Source organism: Microbacterium phoenicis (genome assembly GCF_047302325.1).
GTDB lineage: Bacteria > Actinomycetota > Actinomycetes > Actinomycetales > Microbacteriaceae > Microbacterium.
On sequence record NZ_CP154849.1, the window covers coordinates 1,739,740 to 1,755,977 of the forward strand.

The 16,238-nt window shown below is 69.4% G+C and carries 19 protein-coding genes and 1 tRNA gene; 12 read left to right on the top strand and 8 right to left on the bottom strand.

The genetic code is table 11. The annotated features are described in order from the left end of the window. Positions 1-23: 23 nt before the first annotated feature. Positions 24-629, bottom strand: coding sequence for a vitamin K epoxide reductase family protein (locus ABCU91_RS08525; RefSeq protein WP_413353394.1), 606 nt, complete (start codon positions 627-629; stop codon positions 24-26). Between the two features lie 300 nt (positions 630-929). Between ABCU91_RS08525 and ABCU91_RS08530 the strand changes: the two genes are divergently transcribed. After that, a complete protein-coding gene (locus tag ABCU91_RS08530; RefSeq protein ID WP_413353395.1) occupies positions 930-3,329 on the top strand; it encodes an Rne/Rng family ribonuclease in 2,400 nt (799 codons plus the stop codon). A 9-nt stretch (positions 3,330-3,338) separates the two neighbouring features. On the opposite strand, the gene ABCU91_RS08535 is transcribed toward ABCU91_RS08530, so the two are convergent. Then, positions 3,339-3,611, bottom strand: a complete 273-nt coding sequence (locus ABCU91_RS08535) for a DUF4031 domain-containing protein (protein ID WP_413353396.1) — start codon at positions 3,609-3,611, stop codon at positions 3,339-3,341. A 211-nt stretch (positions 3,612-3,822) separates the two neighbouring features. Here ABCU91_RS08535 and rplU point away from each other — a divergent pair, with 211 nt between their 5' ends. The 10 genes from rplU (at position 3,823) to ABCU91_RS08585 (ending at position 10,559) form a co-directional block, all read left to right on the top strand. Then, positions 3,823-4,131, top strand: coding sequence for a 50S ribosomal protein L21 (gene rplU, locus ABCU91_RS08540; protein ID WP_413353397.1), 309 nt, complete (start codon positions 3,823-3,825; stop codon positions 4,129-4,131). A gap of 21 nt (positions 4,132-4,152) precedes the next feature. Next, the gene (gene rpmA / locus ABCU91_RS08545; RefSeq protein ID WP_064002214.1) at positions 4,153-4,410 is read left to right on the top strand and encodes a 50S ribosomal protein L27; all 258 of its coding nucleotides are present in this window, start codon (positions 4,153-4,155) and stop codon (positions 4,408-4,410) included. Positions 4,411-4,502: 92 nt separating this feature from the next. Next, positions 4,503-6,011 carry a GTPase ObgE gene (gene obgE / locus ABCU91_RS08550; protein WP_133399502.1) on the top strand — a complete coding sequence of 503 codons (1,509 nt, stop codon included), beginning with the start codon at positions 4,503-4,505 and terminating at the stop codon, positions 6,009-6,011. Next, positions 6,008-6,838, top strand: coding sequence for a glutamate 5-kinase (gene proB / locus ABCU91_RS08555; protein ID WP_413353398.1), 831 nt, complete (start codon positions 6,008-6,010; stop codon positions 6,836-6,838). The genes obgE and proB overlap by 4 nt, the downstream gene beginning before the upstream one ends. A 38-nt stretch (positions 6,839-6,876) precedes the next feature. Continuing rightward, a complete protein-coding gene (locus ABCU91_RS08560) occupies positions 6,877-8,136 on the top strand; it encodes a glutamate-5-semialdehyde dehydrogenase (protein ID WP_413353399.1) in 1,260 nt (419 codons plus the stop codon). Positions 8,137-8,180: 44 nt separating this feature from the next. Continuing rightward, positions 8,181-8,405, top strand: coding sequence for a hypothetical protein (locus tag ABCU91_RS08565; RefSeq protein ID WP_413353400.1), 225 nt, complete (start codon positions 8,181-8,183; stop codon positions 8,403-8,405). A gap of 10 nt (positions 8,406-8,415) precedes the next feature. Then, positions 8,416-9,012 (top strand): nicotinate-nucleotide adenylyltransferase, encoded by a 597-nt coding sequence (nadD, locus tag ABCU91_RS08570; RefSeq protein ID WP_133399504.1) that lies wholly within the window; start codon positions 8,416-8,418, stop codon positions 9,010-9,012. Continuing rightward, entirely contained in the window at positions 9,009-10,034 is a 1,026-nt protein-coding gene (locus ABCU91_RS08575; protein ID WP_413353401.1) for a hypothetical protein, read from the top strand. Before nadD ends, ABCU91_RS08575 begins: the two co-directional genes overlap by 4 nt. Then, positions 10,034-10,411, top strand: coding sequence for a ribosome silencing factor (gene rsfS / locus ABCU91_RS08580; protein ID WP_413353402.1), 378 nt, complete (start codon positions 10,034-10,036; stop codon positions 10,409-10,411). The genes ABCU91_RS08575 and rsfS overlap by 1 nt, the downstream gene beginning before the upstream one ends. A gap of 72 nt (positions 10,412-10,483) precedes the next feature. Beyond that, positions 10,484-10,559, top strand: a tRNA-Ala gene (locus ABCU91_RS08585). Positions 10,560-10,782: 223 nt separating this feature from the next. On the opposite strand, the gene ABCU91_RS08590 is transcribed toward ABCU91_RS08585, so the two are convergent. Genes ABCU91_RS08590 through ABCU91_RS08615 form a run of 6 tightly spaced genes read right to left on the bottom strand, consistent with a single transcriptional unit; the run spans position 10,783 to position 14,848 of the window. Then, the gene (locus ABCU91_RS08590) at positions 10,783-11,208 is read right to left on the bottom strand and encodes a hypothetical protein (RefSeq protein ID WP_406924379.1); all 426 of its coding nucleotides are present in this window, start codon (positions 11,206-11,208) and stop codon (positions 10,783-10,785) included. Positions 11,209-11,257: 49 nt separating this feature from the next. Further along, entirely contained in the window at positions 11,258-11,452 is a 195-nt protein-coding gene (locus ABCU91_RS08595; protein WP_413353403.1) for a hypothetical protein, read from the bottom strand. A gap of 41 nt (positions 11,453-11,493) precedes the next feature. Next, the gene (locus ABCU91_RS08600; protein WP_413353404.1) at positions 11,494-12,390 is read right to left on the bottom strand and encodes a 3-methyladenine DNA glycosylase; all 897 of its coding nucleotides are present in this window, start codon (positions 12,388-12,390) and stop codon (positions 11,494-11,496) included. Between the two features lie 11 nt (positions 12,391-12,401). After that, positions 12,402-13,109 carry an SOS response-associated peptidase gene (locus ABCU91_RS08605; RefSeq protein WP_406924376.1) on the bottom strand — a complete coding sequence of 236 codons (708 nt, stop codon included), beginning with the start codon at positions 13,107-13,109 and terminating at the stop codon, positions 12,402-12,404. Between the two features lie 10 nt (positions 13,110-13,119). Next, complete coding sequence (locus ABCU91_RS08610) at positions 13,120-14,166, bottom strand: App1 family protein (protein ID WP_133399507.1); 1,047 nt, start codon at positions 14,164-14,166, stop codon at positions 13,120-13,122. A gap of 4 nt (positions 14,167-14,170) precedes the next feature. Next, on the bottom strand, positions 14,171-14,848 hold the full coding sequence (locus tag ABCU91_RS08615) for a DedA family protein (RefSeq protein WP_406924375.1): 678 nt from the start codon (positions 14,846-14,848) through the stop codon (positions 14,171-14,173). Positions 14,849-14,881: 33 nt separating this feature from the next. Between ABCU91_RS08615 and ABCU91_RS08620 the strand changes: the two genes are divergently transcribed. Further along, positions 14,882-16,171, top strand: coding sequence for an anthranilate synthase component I family protein (locus ABCU91_RS08620; RefSeq protein WP_413353405.1), 1,290 nt, complete (start codon positions 14,882-14,884; stop codon positions 16,169-16,171). Positions 16,172-16,238: the final 67 nt, after the last annotated feature.

Genomic DNA, 16,238 nt, shown 5'->3' on the forward strand with positions numbered 1-16,238 from the left:
TCCGGGGCGGGCGCATCGTCGATTCAGCGGGTGAACTCCGCGATCCAGTCCAGGCGCACCTGCGCGATCACACCGACGACGGCGAATGCGACGATCGCCATCAGCGGCGTCCACGCCATCAGCGCGTCGGCCCGGCGCCGAACGGCTGCGGATGCCGGTATCGCGCCCTCCCTGACGAGGTGGACGGCCACGGCGAAGAACGTCGGGATCGTGACCGACCACGTCACCATGCACCACGGGCAGAGGGTCGCGAGCACGAAGATGCTCTGCGTGATGAGCCACAGGACGAAGGCGAACGCGGCGGTCACCCCGAGCCCGAACAGCAGCCAGAACCACCGCGCGAACCGTGCCCCCGCCAGGAGCGCCGCGCCCACCACGATCGGGGCCACCCAGCCGGTGAGACCGAGGATCGGGTTCGGGAAGCCGAACACCGATCCCTGCGCCGAATCGAGGTTCTTCCCGCACTGGACCAGGATGCTGATGTCGCAGGATGCCGAGGAGCCGGGGTTCTCGAGGAGAGAGAACTTCTCGGTGGTCAGCGCGAACGCGGCGATCCATCCCACGACACCGGCGAAGATCAACCAGATGGCGAAGACGGTCGGGCGGGGAGAGCGGGTCCGCGTGGTCATGCGGGCGATTATCGCACCGGGACTGATCGGTCCTCTGACCACCCGGCCGTGCATATCGGAGGCCTGCGGTCACGGTTTCACCCCGGGTAGTGGGATAATGGGGGTCGACGTCCCCGCGGCCGCGCCGCCAAGATGTCACCAGAAGACTTCGGGCTATCGACGCCCGCGCAGCATCACCCCGCCGAGTGTGCGGGGATCGGCTGCAGACCGAATGAGTTCGCGGCACCCCCGACAACGGAGCGGCGCCGCCCGATTTTCGCCGGACGGCACGCGGGGCCGTCGGCTAGGAGTAGGCCAGAGATGGCAGATGAGAAGAACGACACAGCAGCATTCGATGCGATCGACGGCGATCTGACGCCCGAGACGACTGAGCAGACGGAGCAGGCCGCGGAGATCACCCCGGCACCCTTCACCGAGGAGCCGGTCGAGGACGCGGCTCCCGCGGCGGAGGCTGAGACTGCGGGTGAGGCGCCAGCCGCTCAGCAGGATGGCGTGGCTGAGCCCGAGCAGGTCGCCGAGGTCGAGCAGGTCGCCGAGGCTGAGGCGGTCGCTGAGCCCGAGGCGCCGGTGGAGCCCGAGCAGGACGCCGAGCCCGAAGCGCCTGCCGAGCCCGAAGCGCCTGCTGAGCCCGAGATCCCGACGGCGGTCAGCCTGGGCCTGCTGCCGGAGCAGTTCGTCTCGGCCGTGTCGACCGCGCTGCACTTCTACGCGCCCGAGGTCGCCCCGTTGCCGGCGCTGCCCAGGGATGAGAGCGAGCGCGAGGACCGCGAGGAGGGCGGAGCCGAGGCATCCGGTGGATCCCGCCGTCGCAATCGTCGCCGTGGCGGCGGCAACGCCCCGGAGCAGAGCGACGAGCCCGCCGCGCCCCGTCGCCGTGCCGTCGAGGTCATCACCGAACCGCAGCGGATCAAGGGTTCCACGCGACTCGAGGCCAAGAAGCAGCGTCGTCGCGATGGACGCGAGGCCGGTCGCCGCCGTGCCGTCGTCACCGAGGCCGAGTTCCTCGCCCGCCGCGAGTCCGTCGACCGCGACATGATCGTCCGCTCCCGCGGCGGCCGCATCCAGATCGGCGTGCTCGAGGACAACGTCCTCGTCGAGCACTACGTCGCCCGCAACCAGGACGCGTCGCTCATCGGCAACGTGTACCTCGGCCGCGTGCAGAACGTCCTCCCCAGCATGGAGGCCGCCTTCGTCGATATCGGTCGCGGCCGCAACGCCGTGCTGTACTCCGGCGAGGTCGACTGGGATGCCGTCGAGACGGGCAACCAGCCCCGCCGCATCGAGCTCGCCCTCAAGTCCGGCGACCGCGTCCTCGTGCAGGTCACAAAGGACCCCGTGGGTCACAAGGGCGCCCGCCTGACGAGCCAGATCTCGCTTCCGGGGCGGTACCTCGTGTACGTGCCGGGCGGTGCCATGAACGGCATCTCGCGCAAGCTCCCCGACACCGAGCGGGCGCGTCTGAAGAAGATCCTCAAGGAGGTCCTGCCGGAGTCCTCGGGCGTCATCGTCCGAACGGCGGCCGAGGGCGCCACCGAAGAGCAGCTGACGCGCGACGTCCAGCGCCTCACCTCGCAGTGGGAGCACATCAGCGCGCAGGCCCAGACGGGCCAGGCTCCGGCCCTCCTGCACTCCGAGCCCGACCTCCTTGTCAAGATCGTCCGCGACGTCTTCAACGAGGACTTCCGCAAGATGCTCATCCAGGGCGACGAGGCATACGACACCATCACGTCGTATCTGACGGGCGTCGCTCCAGACCTACTCGAGCGCATCGAGAAATACGAGGGCGAGCAGGACCCGTTCGACGTCTTCCGCGTCACCGAGCAGATCGAGAAGGCGCTGGACCGCAAGGTGTGGCTGCCCTCCGGTGGTTCCCTCGTCATCGACCGCACCGAGGCGATGACGGTCGTCGACGTCAACACCGGCAAGTTCGTCGGCACCGGCGGCAACCTCGAAGAGACCGTCACCAAGAACAACCTCGAGGCCGCGGAGGAGATCGTCCGCCAGCTGCGCCTTCGCGACATCGGCGGCATCATCGTCGTCGACTTCATCGACATGGTGCTCGAGTCCAACCGCGACCTCGTCCTCCGTCGCCTCGTCGAGTGCCTGAGTCGCGACCGGACGAAGCACCAGGTCGCCGAGGTCACGTCGCTCGGCCTCGTGCAGATGACCCGCAAGAAGATCGGCCTGGGCCTGCTCGAGACCTTCAGCGAGGCGTGCGAGGTGTGCGCCGGCCGCGGCGTCATCGTCCACCACGACCCCGTCGTCAAGCACCGCTCCTCGGGCGGCGACCGCGGCAACGGCAACGGTGGCAACGGGAACAACCGTCGGCCGCGTCAGAACGGCGGAGCGTCGCAGAGCCAGGGCGGCGGAAACGCTCCCGCAGCCCCGGGGCACACGCACGTCATCACGGAGGGAGTGAAGTCGGCGCTCGCGCAGATCGCGGCATCCACCATCCAGCCTCACGAAGAGGCAGCCGCCGCCGTCGAAGAGCCCGTCGCCGCGGAGCGTCCCGAGCGGGCGAAGCGTCCCCGTCGCAAGAAAGCCGACTCGGCGCCCAAGAGTGACGCCGACCGACTCCTCGACTCGGTGCTGGAGGCTCTTCCGGAGCCGAAGGCGCCCGGTCAGGGCCGTGCGCGTCGGCGCGTCACGACCGCTGCCCTCACGGGTACGCCGGTCCAGACCGCGTCGAACGAGGACTGACCTCGCCCGTCACCGCCCGCGACGTTCGCGGGCGGTGACGCGCAGGCCCGAAGCGATCAGACGCCGCACCAGCTCGTGCGCTCCGACGCGCTCCGCGCCGCCTGCGACCAGCCTGTCGATCACGTCTTCGGGGACGTCGTAATGATCGCGGTCGAATGCGCGGGGCGGGATGCCGTGCGCCGCCGCGAAGGCGTGGAGCTCGGCCAGGTCGCTGTCCGAGACCAGGTGGGCCCAGAGTTTGCCGTGCGCGGGCCACATCGCTGAGTCGACGAGGATGGCCATCCGCCGATCATAAGCGGGCACCGGAACGCGTGGACGGGCCGCGGCGCGCCGGGCCGCGCTTTTGCCCTCGCTGCGGGGATCGGGTATTCTGGTCCCTTGGTGCGTCACGTGTCGCAGGCAGTTGCGATGCAGAGCCTGGCTTCCGCACCATGACTTCCAGTCTCATCAGACAATCGGAGCCGTGCGCTCCACAGAAGAAACAAGGTGTGAAGTGGTTTACGCAGTTGTGCGCGCCGGTGGCCGTCAGGAGAAGGTTCAGGTCGGCACCATCGTCGTCCTCGACCGTCAGTCGGCCAAGGTCGGCGACAAGATCGAGCTCCCCGCCGTCCTGTTCGTCGACGGCGACGCCGTGACGACCGACGCCGACAAGCTCGCCGCGGTCAAGGTCACCGCCGAGGTCCTCGGTGAAGAGCGCGGCCCGAAGATCATCATCCAGAAGTTCAAGAACAAGACCGGCTACAAGAAGCGCCAGGGCCACCGTCAGGACCTCACGCGCGTCAAGATCACCGGCATCAAGTAAGCAGCCGAGAGGACACGAGAGATGGCACACAAAAAGGGCGCAAGCTCCACCCGTAACGGTCGTGACTCCAACGCACAGCGCCTCGGCGTGAAGCGCTTCGGTGGTCAGCAGGTCCTCGCCGGCGAGATCATCGTCCGCCAGCGCGGCACGCACTTCCACCCCGGCGCCGGTGTCGGCCGCGGTGGCGACGACACGCTGTTCGCTCTGGCCGCCGGTGCGGTCGAGTTCGGCACGAAGGGCGGCCGCAAGGTCGTCAACATCGTGTCGGTCGCTGAGTGACCACACACATTCCTTGACGAGGGGCGGGCTACGGCCCGCCCCTCGCTCTTTCCCCGCCGACGTTCGTCGGCCCCCCTGTCAGGAGACACCGCATGGTGACGTTCGTTGATCGCGTGACGCTGCATCTGAGCGCCGGCAAGGGCGGCAACGGATGCGTGTCGGTCAAGCGCGAGAAGTTCAAGCCCCTCGCCGGTCCTGACGGCGGGAACGGCGGCCACGGCGGTGACGTCATCCTGGTCTCCGACCCTCAGGTGACGACGCTCCTGTCGTACCATCACTCTCCGCACCGTTCCGCAGGCAACGGCGGTTTCGGCATGGGCGATCACCGCTCCGGCGCCCAGGGCGAGGCCCTCGAACTCCCGGTCCCGGTCGGTACGGTCGTCAAGGACGAGACGGGTGAGGTCCTCGTCGACATGGCGACGCCCGGCATCCGTTTCGTCGTCGCCCCCGGCGGCCAGGGCGGTCTCGGCAACGCTGCCCTCGCGAACCCCAAGCGCAAGGCGCCGGGATTCGCGCTGCTCGGGACCCCGGGGTGGATCGGTGACGTCCAGCTCGAGCTGAAGACCGTCGCCGATGTGGCCCTGGTGGGCTTCCCGTCCGCCGGCAAGTCGAGCCTTATCGCCGCGATCTCGGCAGCCCGCCCGAAGATCGCCGATTACCCCTTCACGACGCTCCACCCGAACCTCGGTGTCGTCCAGGCCGGTGACGCGCGCTACACGGTGGCCGACGTCCCGGGCCTGATCGAAGGCGCGAGCGAGGGCAAGGGCCTCGGCCTCGAGTTCCTCCGCCACGTCGAGCGCTGCACGGCCCTCGTGCACGTGCTCGATTGCGCGACGCTGGAGCCCGGCCGCGACCCGATCAGCGACCTCGACGTGATCCTCGCGGAGCTCGCCGCCTACCCCGTCCCCGAGGGGCAGATTCCGCTCCTGGAGCGCCCGCAGCTCGTCGCGCTGAACAAGCTCGACGTGCCCGAGGCGAAGGATCTCGCCGATCTCGTTCGTCCCGAGCTCGAGGCGCGCGGATTCCGTGTCTTCGACATCTCCACCGTCAGCCGCGACGGCCTGCGTCAGCTGACCTTCGCCCTGGGTGAGATCGTCGAGGAGCACCGTGCGGCGCTGGCCGCGGCGCCGGCTCCCGAGCGCGTCGTCATCCGACCGCAGGGATCGAAGAAGGACTTCGAGATCCGCGTCGAGGGCGGCACCTACGGCAACATCTACCGCATCCTGGGCGACAAGCCGGTGCGGTGGGTGCAGCAGACGGACTTCCAGAACGAAGAGGCCGTCGGCTTCCTGGCCGACCGCCTCGAGAAGCTCGGCGTCGAGGACGGGCTCTTCAAGGCCGGCGCTCAGGCCGGATCGACGGTCGTCATCGGCCCCGGTGACGGCATCGTCTTCGACTGGCACCCGTCGCTCGGCTCCGCCGCCGAGCTCATGACCGCGCCGCGTGGCACCGACCCGCGTCTCGACCTGAACCCCCGTCGCACGACCTCGCAGCGCCGTGATCGCTATCACGAGCGCATGGATGCCAAGGCCGAAGCGCGCGCCGAACTCGAGTCCGAGCGGATCGCCGCGACTCGCGGGGAGGACGAGGACGAGTCGTGACGCTGCAGGACCGTGCCGGCCTCGCCGGCGCACGTCGCGTCGTCGTCAAGGTCGGCTCATCGTCGATCAGTGGCGAGAACGCGGAGAAGATCGGGCCGATCGTCGATGCCCTCGCCGAGGCGCATGCCCGCGGGACCGAGGTCGTCCTGGTGTCGTCCGGTGCGATCGCGACCGGCATGCCGTTCCTGCTGCTCGATGCCCGTCCGAGCGACCTCGCGACGCAGCAGGCCGCCGCGGCCGTCGGTCAGAACGTTCTGATCTACCGCTACCAGGAGGCCCTCCGCCCCTTCGACATCGTCGCCGGCCAGGTCCTGCTCACGGCGGGAGACCTCGAGAACCCGACGCACCGCTCGAACGCGCGGCGGGCGATGGAGCGGCTGCTGGGCCTGCGCATCCTCCCGATCGTCAACGAGAACGACACCGTCGCCACCCACGAGATCCGTTTCGGCGACAACGACCGGCTGGCGGCCCTCGTCGCGCAACTCGTGGGTGCCGACGCCCTCGTGCTCCTGAGCGACATCGAGACGCTGTACACGCGTCCACCGGACGAACCGGGTGCTGAGCCGATCATCGACGTCGCCTTCGGTGACGACCTCTCCGGCTTCCAGTTCGGCTCCGTCGTCGTGAACAGCGTCGGCACCGGGGGAGCGGCGACGAAAGCCTCCGCTGCGCGCCTCGCATCCGCGGCGGGCATCGCCGTCCTCGTCACGAGCGCCGACCTCGTGCACTCCGCGCTCCGCGGCGAGCAGGTCGGCACGTGGTTCGCCCCCAACCCGCACCCCGCGGCTCCGATCACGACGGCGCCGGTCCGCGTCGACGGCGCCTGACGGCTGAGGCGGCCAGCCGCCCGGCCTAGACTTGGCGGATGACCCTCACCGCCGCAACGCCGCAGGAGCGCATGCAGTCGGCTCGGACCGCCTCCCGCTCCGTCGGGCTGTTAACGGATGCCGCCAAGGCCGGCGTCCTGCGGGGGCTCGCCGATGCGATCGACGCGAACGTCGACCTCATCGTCTCGGCCAACGCCGAGGATGTGGCCCGAGGTCGAGCCGATGGCCTCACGACGGGTCTCATCGACCGGCTCACCCTCGACCCGGCCCGTGTGCGCGCCCTGGCCACCGCCGTCCGCGACGTCGCCGACCTCCCCGACCCGGTCGGCCGCGTGCTCGATGACCGGGTCCTCGACAACGGTCTGCACCTCCAGAAGGTGTCGGTGCCGTTCGGGGTGATCGGCTCGATCTACGAGGCTCGTCCCAATGTGACCGTCGACATCGCCGCGCTCGCGCTGCGCTCCGGGAACGCCGTGGTCCTCCGCGGCGGCAGTGCGGCCCAGTCCTCGAATGCGGCGCTCATCTCGGTCATGCGCGGCGCCCTCGCGGACGCCGGCGTCGATCCCGAGGCGATCCAAACGGTGGACGACTTCGGTCGCGACGGTGCGCGGGCCCTCATGCGGGCGCGCGGTCTCGTCGACGTCCTGGTGCCGCGTGGCAGCGCGCAGCTCATCGAGACCGTCGTGACGGAGTCGTCGGTGCCCGTCATCGAGACCGGCGCGGGTGTCGTGCACATCGTGCTGGACGCATCCGCCCCGCTCGAGTGGGCGACGGACATCGCCGTGAACGCGAAGGTTCAGCGGCCCAGTGTCTGCAACGCGGTCGAGACCCTCCTCGTGCACCGCGACGCCGCGACGCGCCTCGTCCCGCCGGTCGTCGCCGCGCTCCAGGAACGAGGGGTCACGGTTCACGGCGACGCCGAGGTCGCCGCGCTGGCATCCGATATCGTCCCCGCAACCGAGGACGACTGGGCGACCGAGCACATGAGCCTCGACATCTCGATCCGCGTCGTCGACGGTCTCGACGACGCCCTCGCGCACATCCGGCGCTACTCCACGCAGCACACCGAGTCGATCATCACGACGGACGACGGGATCGCCGAACGGTTCCTCGCCGAAGTGGATGCCGCCGTCGTCATGGTCAACGCGTCCACCAGGTTCACCGACGGTGGCGAATTCGGGTTCGGCGCGGAGGTCGGCATCTCGACCCAGAAACTCCATGCGCGGGGACCCATGGGCCTGCCCGAGCTCACCACGACGAAGTGGCTCGCGCGGGGCGCCGGGCAGATCCGGTCCTGACCACCTAAACTGTTTCTGCACCCGACCCCTCGAACGGAGCCCGAATGAACTTCGCGACGACCATCGTCCGCGCCGCAGCCGAGACCGAGCACCACGGTGGCAACGTCATGGCCGAGACCTTCGGCTACGGCATCGTCGCGTTCGTGCTGTTCCTGCTCCTCGGACTCGTTACCCTGTCGTACCGCAACGTGGCCAACCGCCACGCACACAAGGCCGAGGCGTACGCCGCGAAGAACCCCGTGCAGCAGGCGGGCCACGGCCACCACTGAGGCCGTGTCGATGGCAACCACGCGCGCACCGCGTATCGGTGTGATGGGCGGCACGTTCGACCCGATCCATCACGGGCACCTCGTGGCGGCCAGCGAAGTCGCGCAGTCGTTCGGGCTGGACGAGGTCATCTTCGTCCCCACCGGTGAGCCGTGGCAGAAGTCGGGTGTCTCGTCCGCCGAGCATCGGTATCTCATGACCGTCATCGCGACGGCATCCAACCCGATGTTCACCGTCAGCCGCGTGGACGTCGACCGGACCGGCAAGACCTACACGATCGACACGCTGCGGGACCTGAAGGAGCAGCGGCCGGATGCCGACCTCTTCTTCATCACCGGAGCGGACGCCATCGCGCAGATCCTCGGTTGGCGCGACGTCGCGGAGCTGTGGGACCTGGCGCACTTCGTCGCGGTGTCCCGTCCGGGGCACACCCTGAACGTCGAAGGGCTCCCGTCCGACGACGTGAGCAAGCTCGAGATCCCGGCTCTGTCGATCTCCTCCACCGACTGCCGCGCTCGCGTGCGTCGCGGACACCCCGTCTGGTACCTCGTCCCCGATGGCGTCGTCCAATACATTGCGAAGCATCACCTGTATCGGAGCAAGGCATGAGTACACCAGACCAGCCGGGCACTCCGCCGCTCACACGGCGCCAGTTGCGCGAACTGCGCAACACGGCATCCACGCCCATCATCACCCCTGAAGAGGCCCAGGCGGATGCCGACGCCTCGGACGCCGCCGCGGAAGAAGCCGCTGCCGCTGCAGTGGAGCAGGAGGTCGAGGTCGCGCCTGAGCGGACCCCCGTCGCCCTCGCGGACGATGCCGAGCTCGACCCGGATGCGCACCCCGTCAGCCGCCGCCAGGCGCGGTACCTCGCGAAGATGCGAACCGGCGCCGTGGACGTCCTCCCCTCGGAGCCCGAGACGGGTGAGGTCGCGACGGCGGATGTCGAGCCGTCAGAGCCCGGCGAGTCTCAGACCGACGTGGGCGAGGTCGAGTCGTCTGAGCCTGTCGTCGAGGATGAGCTCGTCGTCGAGGATGAGCTCGTCGTCGAGGATGAGCCCGTCGCGGAGGACGAGCCCGTCGCGGAGGACAAGCCGGCGGACGCGAGCGACGCCGCGGATGATGCCGAGCGGACGCCCGTCATCGCCCCGGAACTCGGAGCGCAGCTGCTCGAAGAAGGGGCGGCCCCGGTCGAGCTTCCGCCATCGTTCGACCAGCTCCTGACCCGAGGAGGGAGCGGTTCCGCCTCGGCACCCAACGCCCTCATCCTGTCCCAGACGCCCGAGACCGGCTCGTTGTCGGTACCCATCCTCGGAACCGGTGAGTTGGTCATCACCGGCAGCTACGCACTCCCCGAGAGTTTCGGTTCGACGGGAGTCGGGCCGGGGAACTCCGATGGCAAGGATGCGGACGCCGCCCTCATCGACGGAGAGCTGCCCCCGGCATCCTCGCCCACCCCGATCGCCGCGTCGTCGGCAATCAGTACCATTAAGAGTGCGGATGAGATCATCCGCCCTCCGGCGCCCGAAAAGGGCAGCCGCCTCATGATGACCCTCGCGATCTGCGCCGGTGCCCTCGGGCTCGCGATCGCGACGGTCCTCGTCCTCATCCTTGTGAACGGAAACTTCTGATGGTTGCTGCAGAGCACACGCACGAACTCGTCCAGGTGGCCGCGGCCGCCGCAGACAGCAAGGGCGGCACGGACTTCGTCGCCTTCGACGTGTCCGGCCCTCTCCCGCTGATCGATGCCTTCCTCCTCGTCACCGGTAATAGCGAGCGCAACGTCGCCGCCATTGCCGACGAGGTCGAGGACAAGATGCTCGAAGTCGGCCAGAAGCGTCTGCGGCGTGAGGGACGCGACGAGTCGCGCTGGGTCCTTCTCGACTTCGGCGACCTGGTCGTCCACGTCTTCCACGAGGAGGAGCGCGTGTTCTACGGACTCGAGCGCCTCTGGAAGGACTGCCCGATCATCCCTGTGACGATCGCGGAGCCGACCCCGAGCGAGTGACATCGTCGCCTCGTGTTCAGAGCACTCCTCCGCGTGTAGTAAGCTGGATGAGTTGCCGCGAGCGGCGACCAAGGGCCTGTGGCGCAGCTGGTAGCGCACCTGCATGGCATGCAGGGGGTCAGGGGTTCGAGTCCCCTCAGGTCCACCAAATCCCCCGGTTCGCCGGGGTTTTTGTGTTTCTGCCGTCATGCGTGTCGATGCCGTACGCTCGGCGCATGCACATCGCGCGCGGCACGGGTCGCACGGCTCTGCGCCTCGTCCCTATGACCCCGCGTGATCCGCACTAAGCGGGCCGTGCGCCGTCGTCACTGGAGCTCTTCTTCGATCTCGTGGAGCGCTCGTCGACGTCTGACTCGTCGAAACCGGTGCGCTCAGCTGGACGTCGAGGGGAGTTCGCGGCGACGGCGCCTGCGCGCGTAACGCCACTCCGACACGAACACGGAGCCCCGCCCGACGGCGCTGCAGACACCGCACACGGCCGCTGCAGCGAGGACAGGGCCGGCTTGATCGGCACCCTGCGCCGCGCCCGTCACAGACGAGAGGAGCAGGAGAGCGATCCCGGACGTCACGGCGCCTAGTAGCCAGAACACCGTCACGTGCGGGAGGACTCCAGGTACGTTGCCCATCCAGCGGCCGACGAGCCACGCGATCGGCGCACCGAGCCACACCAAAGCGAACGAGATCGCCGCCGCGCCCAGCACGACGAAGACCAGCAGCCCTCCTGCGCCCTCGACGGTCGCGGTCGATCCGATGAACATGACCACGGCGGTGACCAGGACGAAGCAGATCCAGGTCACGAGCGTGAGGAGGGCGACGTCCCCGGCATCGAGAGCTCGCGACCCCGGCTCATTCGGCGGGATCGGAAGCCTCCGCGTCCGCTTGGGCGGCCTCGACGTCGAGATCTCCGGCGTCGGGGGCGACGAACCGCTCGTCGGGAGACGGCTCGTCCGGGCGATCAGCGGTACCGGCGGGCGCAGGAGGCAGGCCGTCCTGCTCCCCGCCGACGAGGCGCTCCAGGTCGGGCGTGGAATCGTTGCTCATGGGTGTCCTCTCAACGCTTCGAGCATGTCGGACCTTGCGCGTCACGTCGAGGGTCTTGACCGGGCACCGTCGCCGTCGGACGGATCCACGAGCTGCCGCAACCGGCGACGGATCGGCTGCGACCGCTCGGTGAAGGCACGTTGGGCGGCGACGTACTGGGCCTTGCCCGTCGGCGTCTCGATGGGCACAGGGGAGTAGCCCCAATCGCTGAGATCGTACGGCGAGGCTCGCATGTCGAGCTCTCGGATGTCTCGGGCGAGCACGAAGGCATCCAGAAGCAGTTCCCCGGGGACGAGCGGGCCGAGCTTCACCGCCCACTTGTACAGATCCATCCCGGCATGGAGACACCCCGGCTGCTCCGTCAGCGCCTGCGTCTCACGCGTCGGCGCGAAGCGGTTGAGCGGTGTCGCCTGGGGCGTGAAGAAGCGGAACGCGTCGATGTGCGTGCACCGCAGATCGTGCGCCTCGACGACGGCATCCGTTCCGTCCGCACCGAGCCGCAACGGCACGGGATGCCGCGTCTCGCCGTCCCGGTAGACCATCGCCCACTCGTGCAGGCCGAAGCAGCCGTACGAGCCCGTGCGCCCGAGAGTGCTCGACAGGATGCCGCGGATCGCCCGGACGAGCGGCGCCTTTTCGGTGAGGAACGCCTCGGTGTCGGCGGTGACCTCGTCGCCGACCACCCGGTACCAGCGCCAGGCGGCGTGCGGTGAGTCGGCGGCATCCGCCAATCGGACATCACGCCCCGGATGCCAGCGGCGGAGGACGGCCGGCTTGTAGGAGTAGTACGTGTAGAGGAAGTCGTCGACCGGATGCGTCTCGCGCCGCGCCGCGCGGTGGCGGCGGCCGGCGGTGAGGGCGTCGGCCCGCTCGGCGTGCGCCTGCATCCGTTCGGTCCATTCGGACCGTGCGAGGACGGCGCTCGTCAGGGTGGGCATGCGGGTGCGGATCAGACGGGCTGAATCAGCTCGGGGGAGTCGTTGCGGACGTTGCCCACGGCGCTCGAGACGACGTGGTCGGTGAGCCCGGTGACGACCTGGGGGGCCGCGTCTACGGCGGCGTCCAGGAGATCCCCGACGTTGTCGACCTCGGTGTCGAGCCAGGCGTCCGCGAAGTCGGCGTCGAGGAACAGCGGCATCCGATCGTGGATCGACCCGAGCGGCGCGACGGCGTCGCGCGTGATGATCGTGAACGACAGCACCCATTTTGTGGGATCGTCCTCGGCCTTGGCCGGGTCCTTCCACCACTCGTAGAGTCCTGCGAACAAAAGAGGCGACCCGTCGGCGGGATGGATGAAGTACGGCGTCTTGCCCTCGTCGGTCGTCTGCCACTCGTAGTACCCGGTGGCAGGGACGATGGCGCGGCGCTTGATGAGGGCCTGGCGGAACATCGGCTTGTCCTCGAGCTCCTCCGAACGCGCGTTGAACGCCCGCGCGCCGACCTTCACGTCCTTCGCCCACGAGGGGACGAGGCCCCAGCGCGCCGGTTCCAGACGCCGCGTCGGCGGGTCGGTCTTGGCCGAGTCGAGAACGATCGCGACCTGCGACGTCGGGGCGATGTTGTACGAGGGAGCGGGCAGGTCATCGCTCTCGACGTCGACGCGCAGCACACCGACGAGTTCCGAGGCGACGTTGGCAACGACGAAGCGACCGCACATGGGTGTCAGCCTAGGAGGAGGTGGGGACATCGCGGACGATGTCGACGTCGGTCAGACGCTCGAGCAGCTCCGCGCCGTCGTCTCCCGTCACCCACGGCACGCCGGCCGCGCTGTGATCATCGACCGCGGTCCGTCCACCGGCGAGGACCGCCTCGGCCGGTGTCAGTCGCCGGATGGCTACGGCAGCGACCTGCTCGGGATGCTCGATCGTGAACTGCGTGTAGATCTCGTCGTCGTGCTGTCCGTCGTCGCCGATGAGCAGCCAGTCGATGTGGGGGAACTCGTCGGCCAGGCGGCGCAAGTTCTCCTTCTTATGCTCCTTGCCGCTGCGGAACCACCGGTCGTGCGTCGGGCCCCAGTCCGTCAGGAGCATCGCGCCGAGGGGGAACAGGTGCCGGCGCTGGAACCGCACGAGGGTCGGCGCGACGTTCCATGCTCCCGTTGACAGATACAGGATGGGCGATCCGGGGTTCTCACGCGCGAGCCGCTCGAGCAGAACGGCCATTCCGGGGACCGGCTGGCGGGCGTGCTCGTTGAGGACGAAGGAGTTCCACGCTGCGACGAAGGGCCGGGGGAGCGCGGTGACCATCACGGTGTCGTCGACGTCCGAGATGACGCCGAACCGGATGTCGTCTCCCACGATGAAGACGCGGGCGTCGACGGGGTCGGCCTCCTCGACGCTCATCGTGATCGTCTGCCAGCCGGCGGAGAGGGTGGCGGGCAGGACCGCGTCGATGACGCCGCCGCGGTCTGCCGTGACCTCATGACTCACCCCGTCGATGACCACGGAGACCGTGGCGTGGGCGATCGGCACGGCGGCGAAGCTGCGCCAGCCCCGCACGCCGGCGTAGTCGCCCCGCTCGCGACGCTTCGCCTTCGGCGGGATGAGCACGCGACCGAGCACGCGCACCCACTCGGTGCTGCCGTATCCGGGGAATGCGGCGACGGTCGGGCGCCTTCCCCTTGCGCGCGCACGGTTCTCACGCCAGGAGTGGAACCGGTACTCGAGGCGCGCCAGCCACAGCACTTTCGTGTCGGGCGCAGAGGAGGAAGCCATCGGTTCAGTCTTTCACGTCGTCGGCGCGACCCTCCATCGCATCGTCGAGTTCGAGGTGGCGAGCCTCCCGCGCGCTGATGACGCGCTTGGCGATGTAGACGAGCACCAGGAAGGCGGCGATGATCCCGACGAACAGGTAACCGGCGTAGTGAAGGCTGTCGGAGAGTTCACGGTAGCCCTCCGCCGCCGCAGCGGCGACGGAGACGTACGCGACCGACCAGACCGTGCAGGCGGGCACGGTCCACGCGAGGAACCGGCGGTAGGCGAACCCGCTCATCCCGACGGTCAGGGGCACGAGGGAATGGAGCACCGGGAGGAAGCGCGACAGGAAGATGGCCGGTCCGCCGCGGCGGCGCAGGTAGAGCTCCGCGCGCACCCAGTTGCGTTCGCCGATCAGCCGGCCCGCGCGCGAGAACCGGATGCGGGGACCCAGCCACCTGCCCAGGGCGAATCCGATGCTCTCGCCGATGAGGGCGCCAACGAGGACCGCGAGGACGAGCCAGGTTCCTTCGGCCAGATTGTCGACGGCGGTGCCGGCGACGATGACGATCGAGTCACCGGGGACGACGAGTCCGACGAGGACGCTCGTCTCGAGCATCATCGCGATGCCGGCGACGATGACGCGCACAACGGGATCCACCGCCTGGACGGTGCCGAGCAGCCAGTCGAGGATCTCGTTCACGACCTCAGATTATCCGCCGTCTACCCTGAGGGAGTGTCCAGCGACCTCGCCTCACGCGTCCTTCACGGGTGGCTCGATCCGGCGGTCGCCTTCACCGCGGTCATCGGTGACGCTGCCGACGCGTTCTGGCTCGATGCCGGCCCCGACGCTTCCCACGGATGGAGCTGGGTGGGTACCGGCATCCCGTCGCCCCCTCCGCGCGATGTGGGCCTCGATGGTGCGACGGATGCCGCTGCGGGACCGTTCCGCGGCGGCTGGGTCGGCTGGTCGGGGTACGACGCGGCCGCGCGTCGCGCCGGGGCGCCAGCCGCGGACGACGCGGGACCCGCGGAGGTCTGGCTCCGTGTCGATCGGATGCTGGGGTTCGATCACGCCGCGGGCCGCCTGGTCGCCTTCGGAGCAGAGGAAGCCCTCGACGGGCTGTCCGTCTCCGTGGCGCGGGCGATGTCGACGGTAGGGGCTCCGCGGCCTGCGGACCCGGCTCCGGTCGGAGTCCGCGCCCGCCACGATCCCGATGGGTATGCGGCCCTCATCGAGCAATGCCGCAACGAGATCCGAGAGGGGCGTGCGTACCAGCTCTGTCTGACGACGCGGTTCGAGACAGCGTCATCCGTCGACCCGGTCGACACCTACCTGCGTCTGCGTACCGCGACGCCGGCGCACCACGGCGGACTCATCCGCAGCGGCGGATGGTCGCTCCTGAGTGCGTCGCCCGAGCAGTTCCTGTCGGTCTCGGAGGGGATCGTCCGCACGCGGCCCATCAAGGGCACGCGCCCACGCTCCGCCGACCCCGCGGAGGACGCCGCTCTCGCCGCCGAACTGCGGGGGAGCGAGAAGGAGCAGGCCGAGAACGTCATGATCGTCGACCTCATGCGCAACGACCTGCAGCGGGTGTGCGAGCCCGGGACGGTCGCGGCGGAGCGGTTGCTCGAGGTCGAGTCCTACCCCGCGGTGCACCAGCTGGTGAGCACGGTCGCGGGGCGGGTGCGGCCGGGGACGACGGTCGGCGACCTGTGGGATGGCGCCTTCCCGGCCGGCAGCATGACGGGCGCACCGAAGCTGTCGGCGATGCAGATCCTGCACCGGCTGGAGGGCGCGCCGCGCGGCGTCTTCGCGGGATGCTTCGGGTGGATCGGTTCCGATGGGGGCCTCGACCTCGCGATGGTGATCCGGTCGATCGTGACGCACCCGGGCGGAGCGTACGTCGGCGCCGGCGGAGGTATCACGTGGGGCTCGGTCGCGGCCGAAGAGGTCGCGGAGGTCGGGATCAAGGCCCGAGCGCCGCTCCGGGCGCTCGGAGCCGAGCTGCCGCCGGGATGGTGAAAGTCCCGGTCCGCTAGGCTGAAAAGGCGCTTTCGCGCGCCCTCCCGACTTGCACGATTGGTTCTCC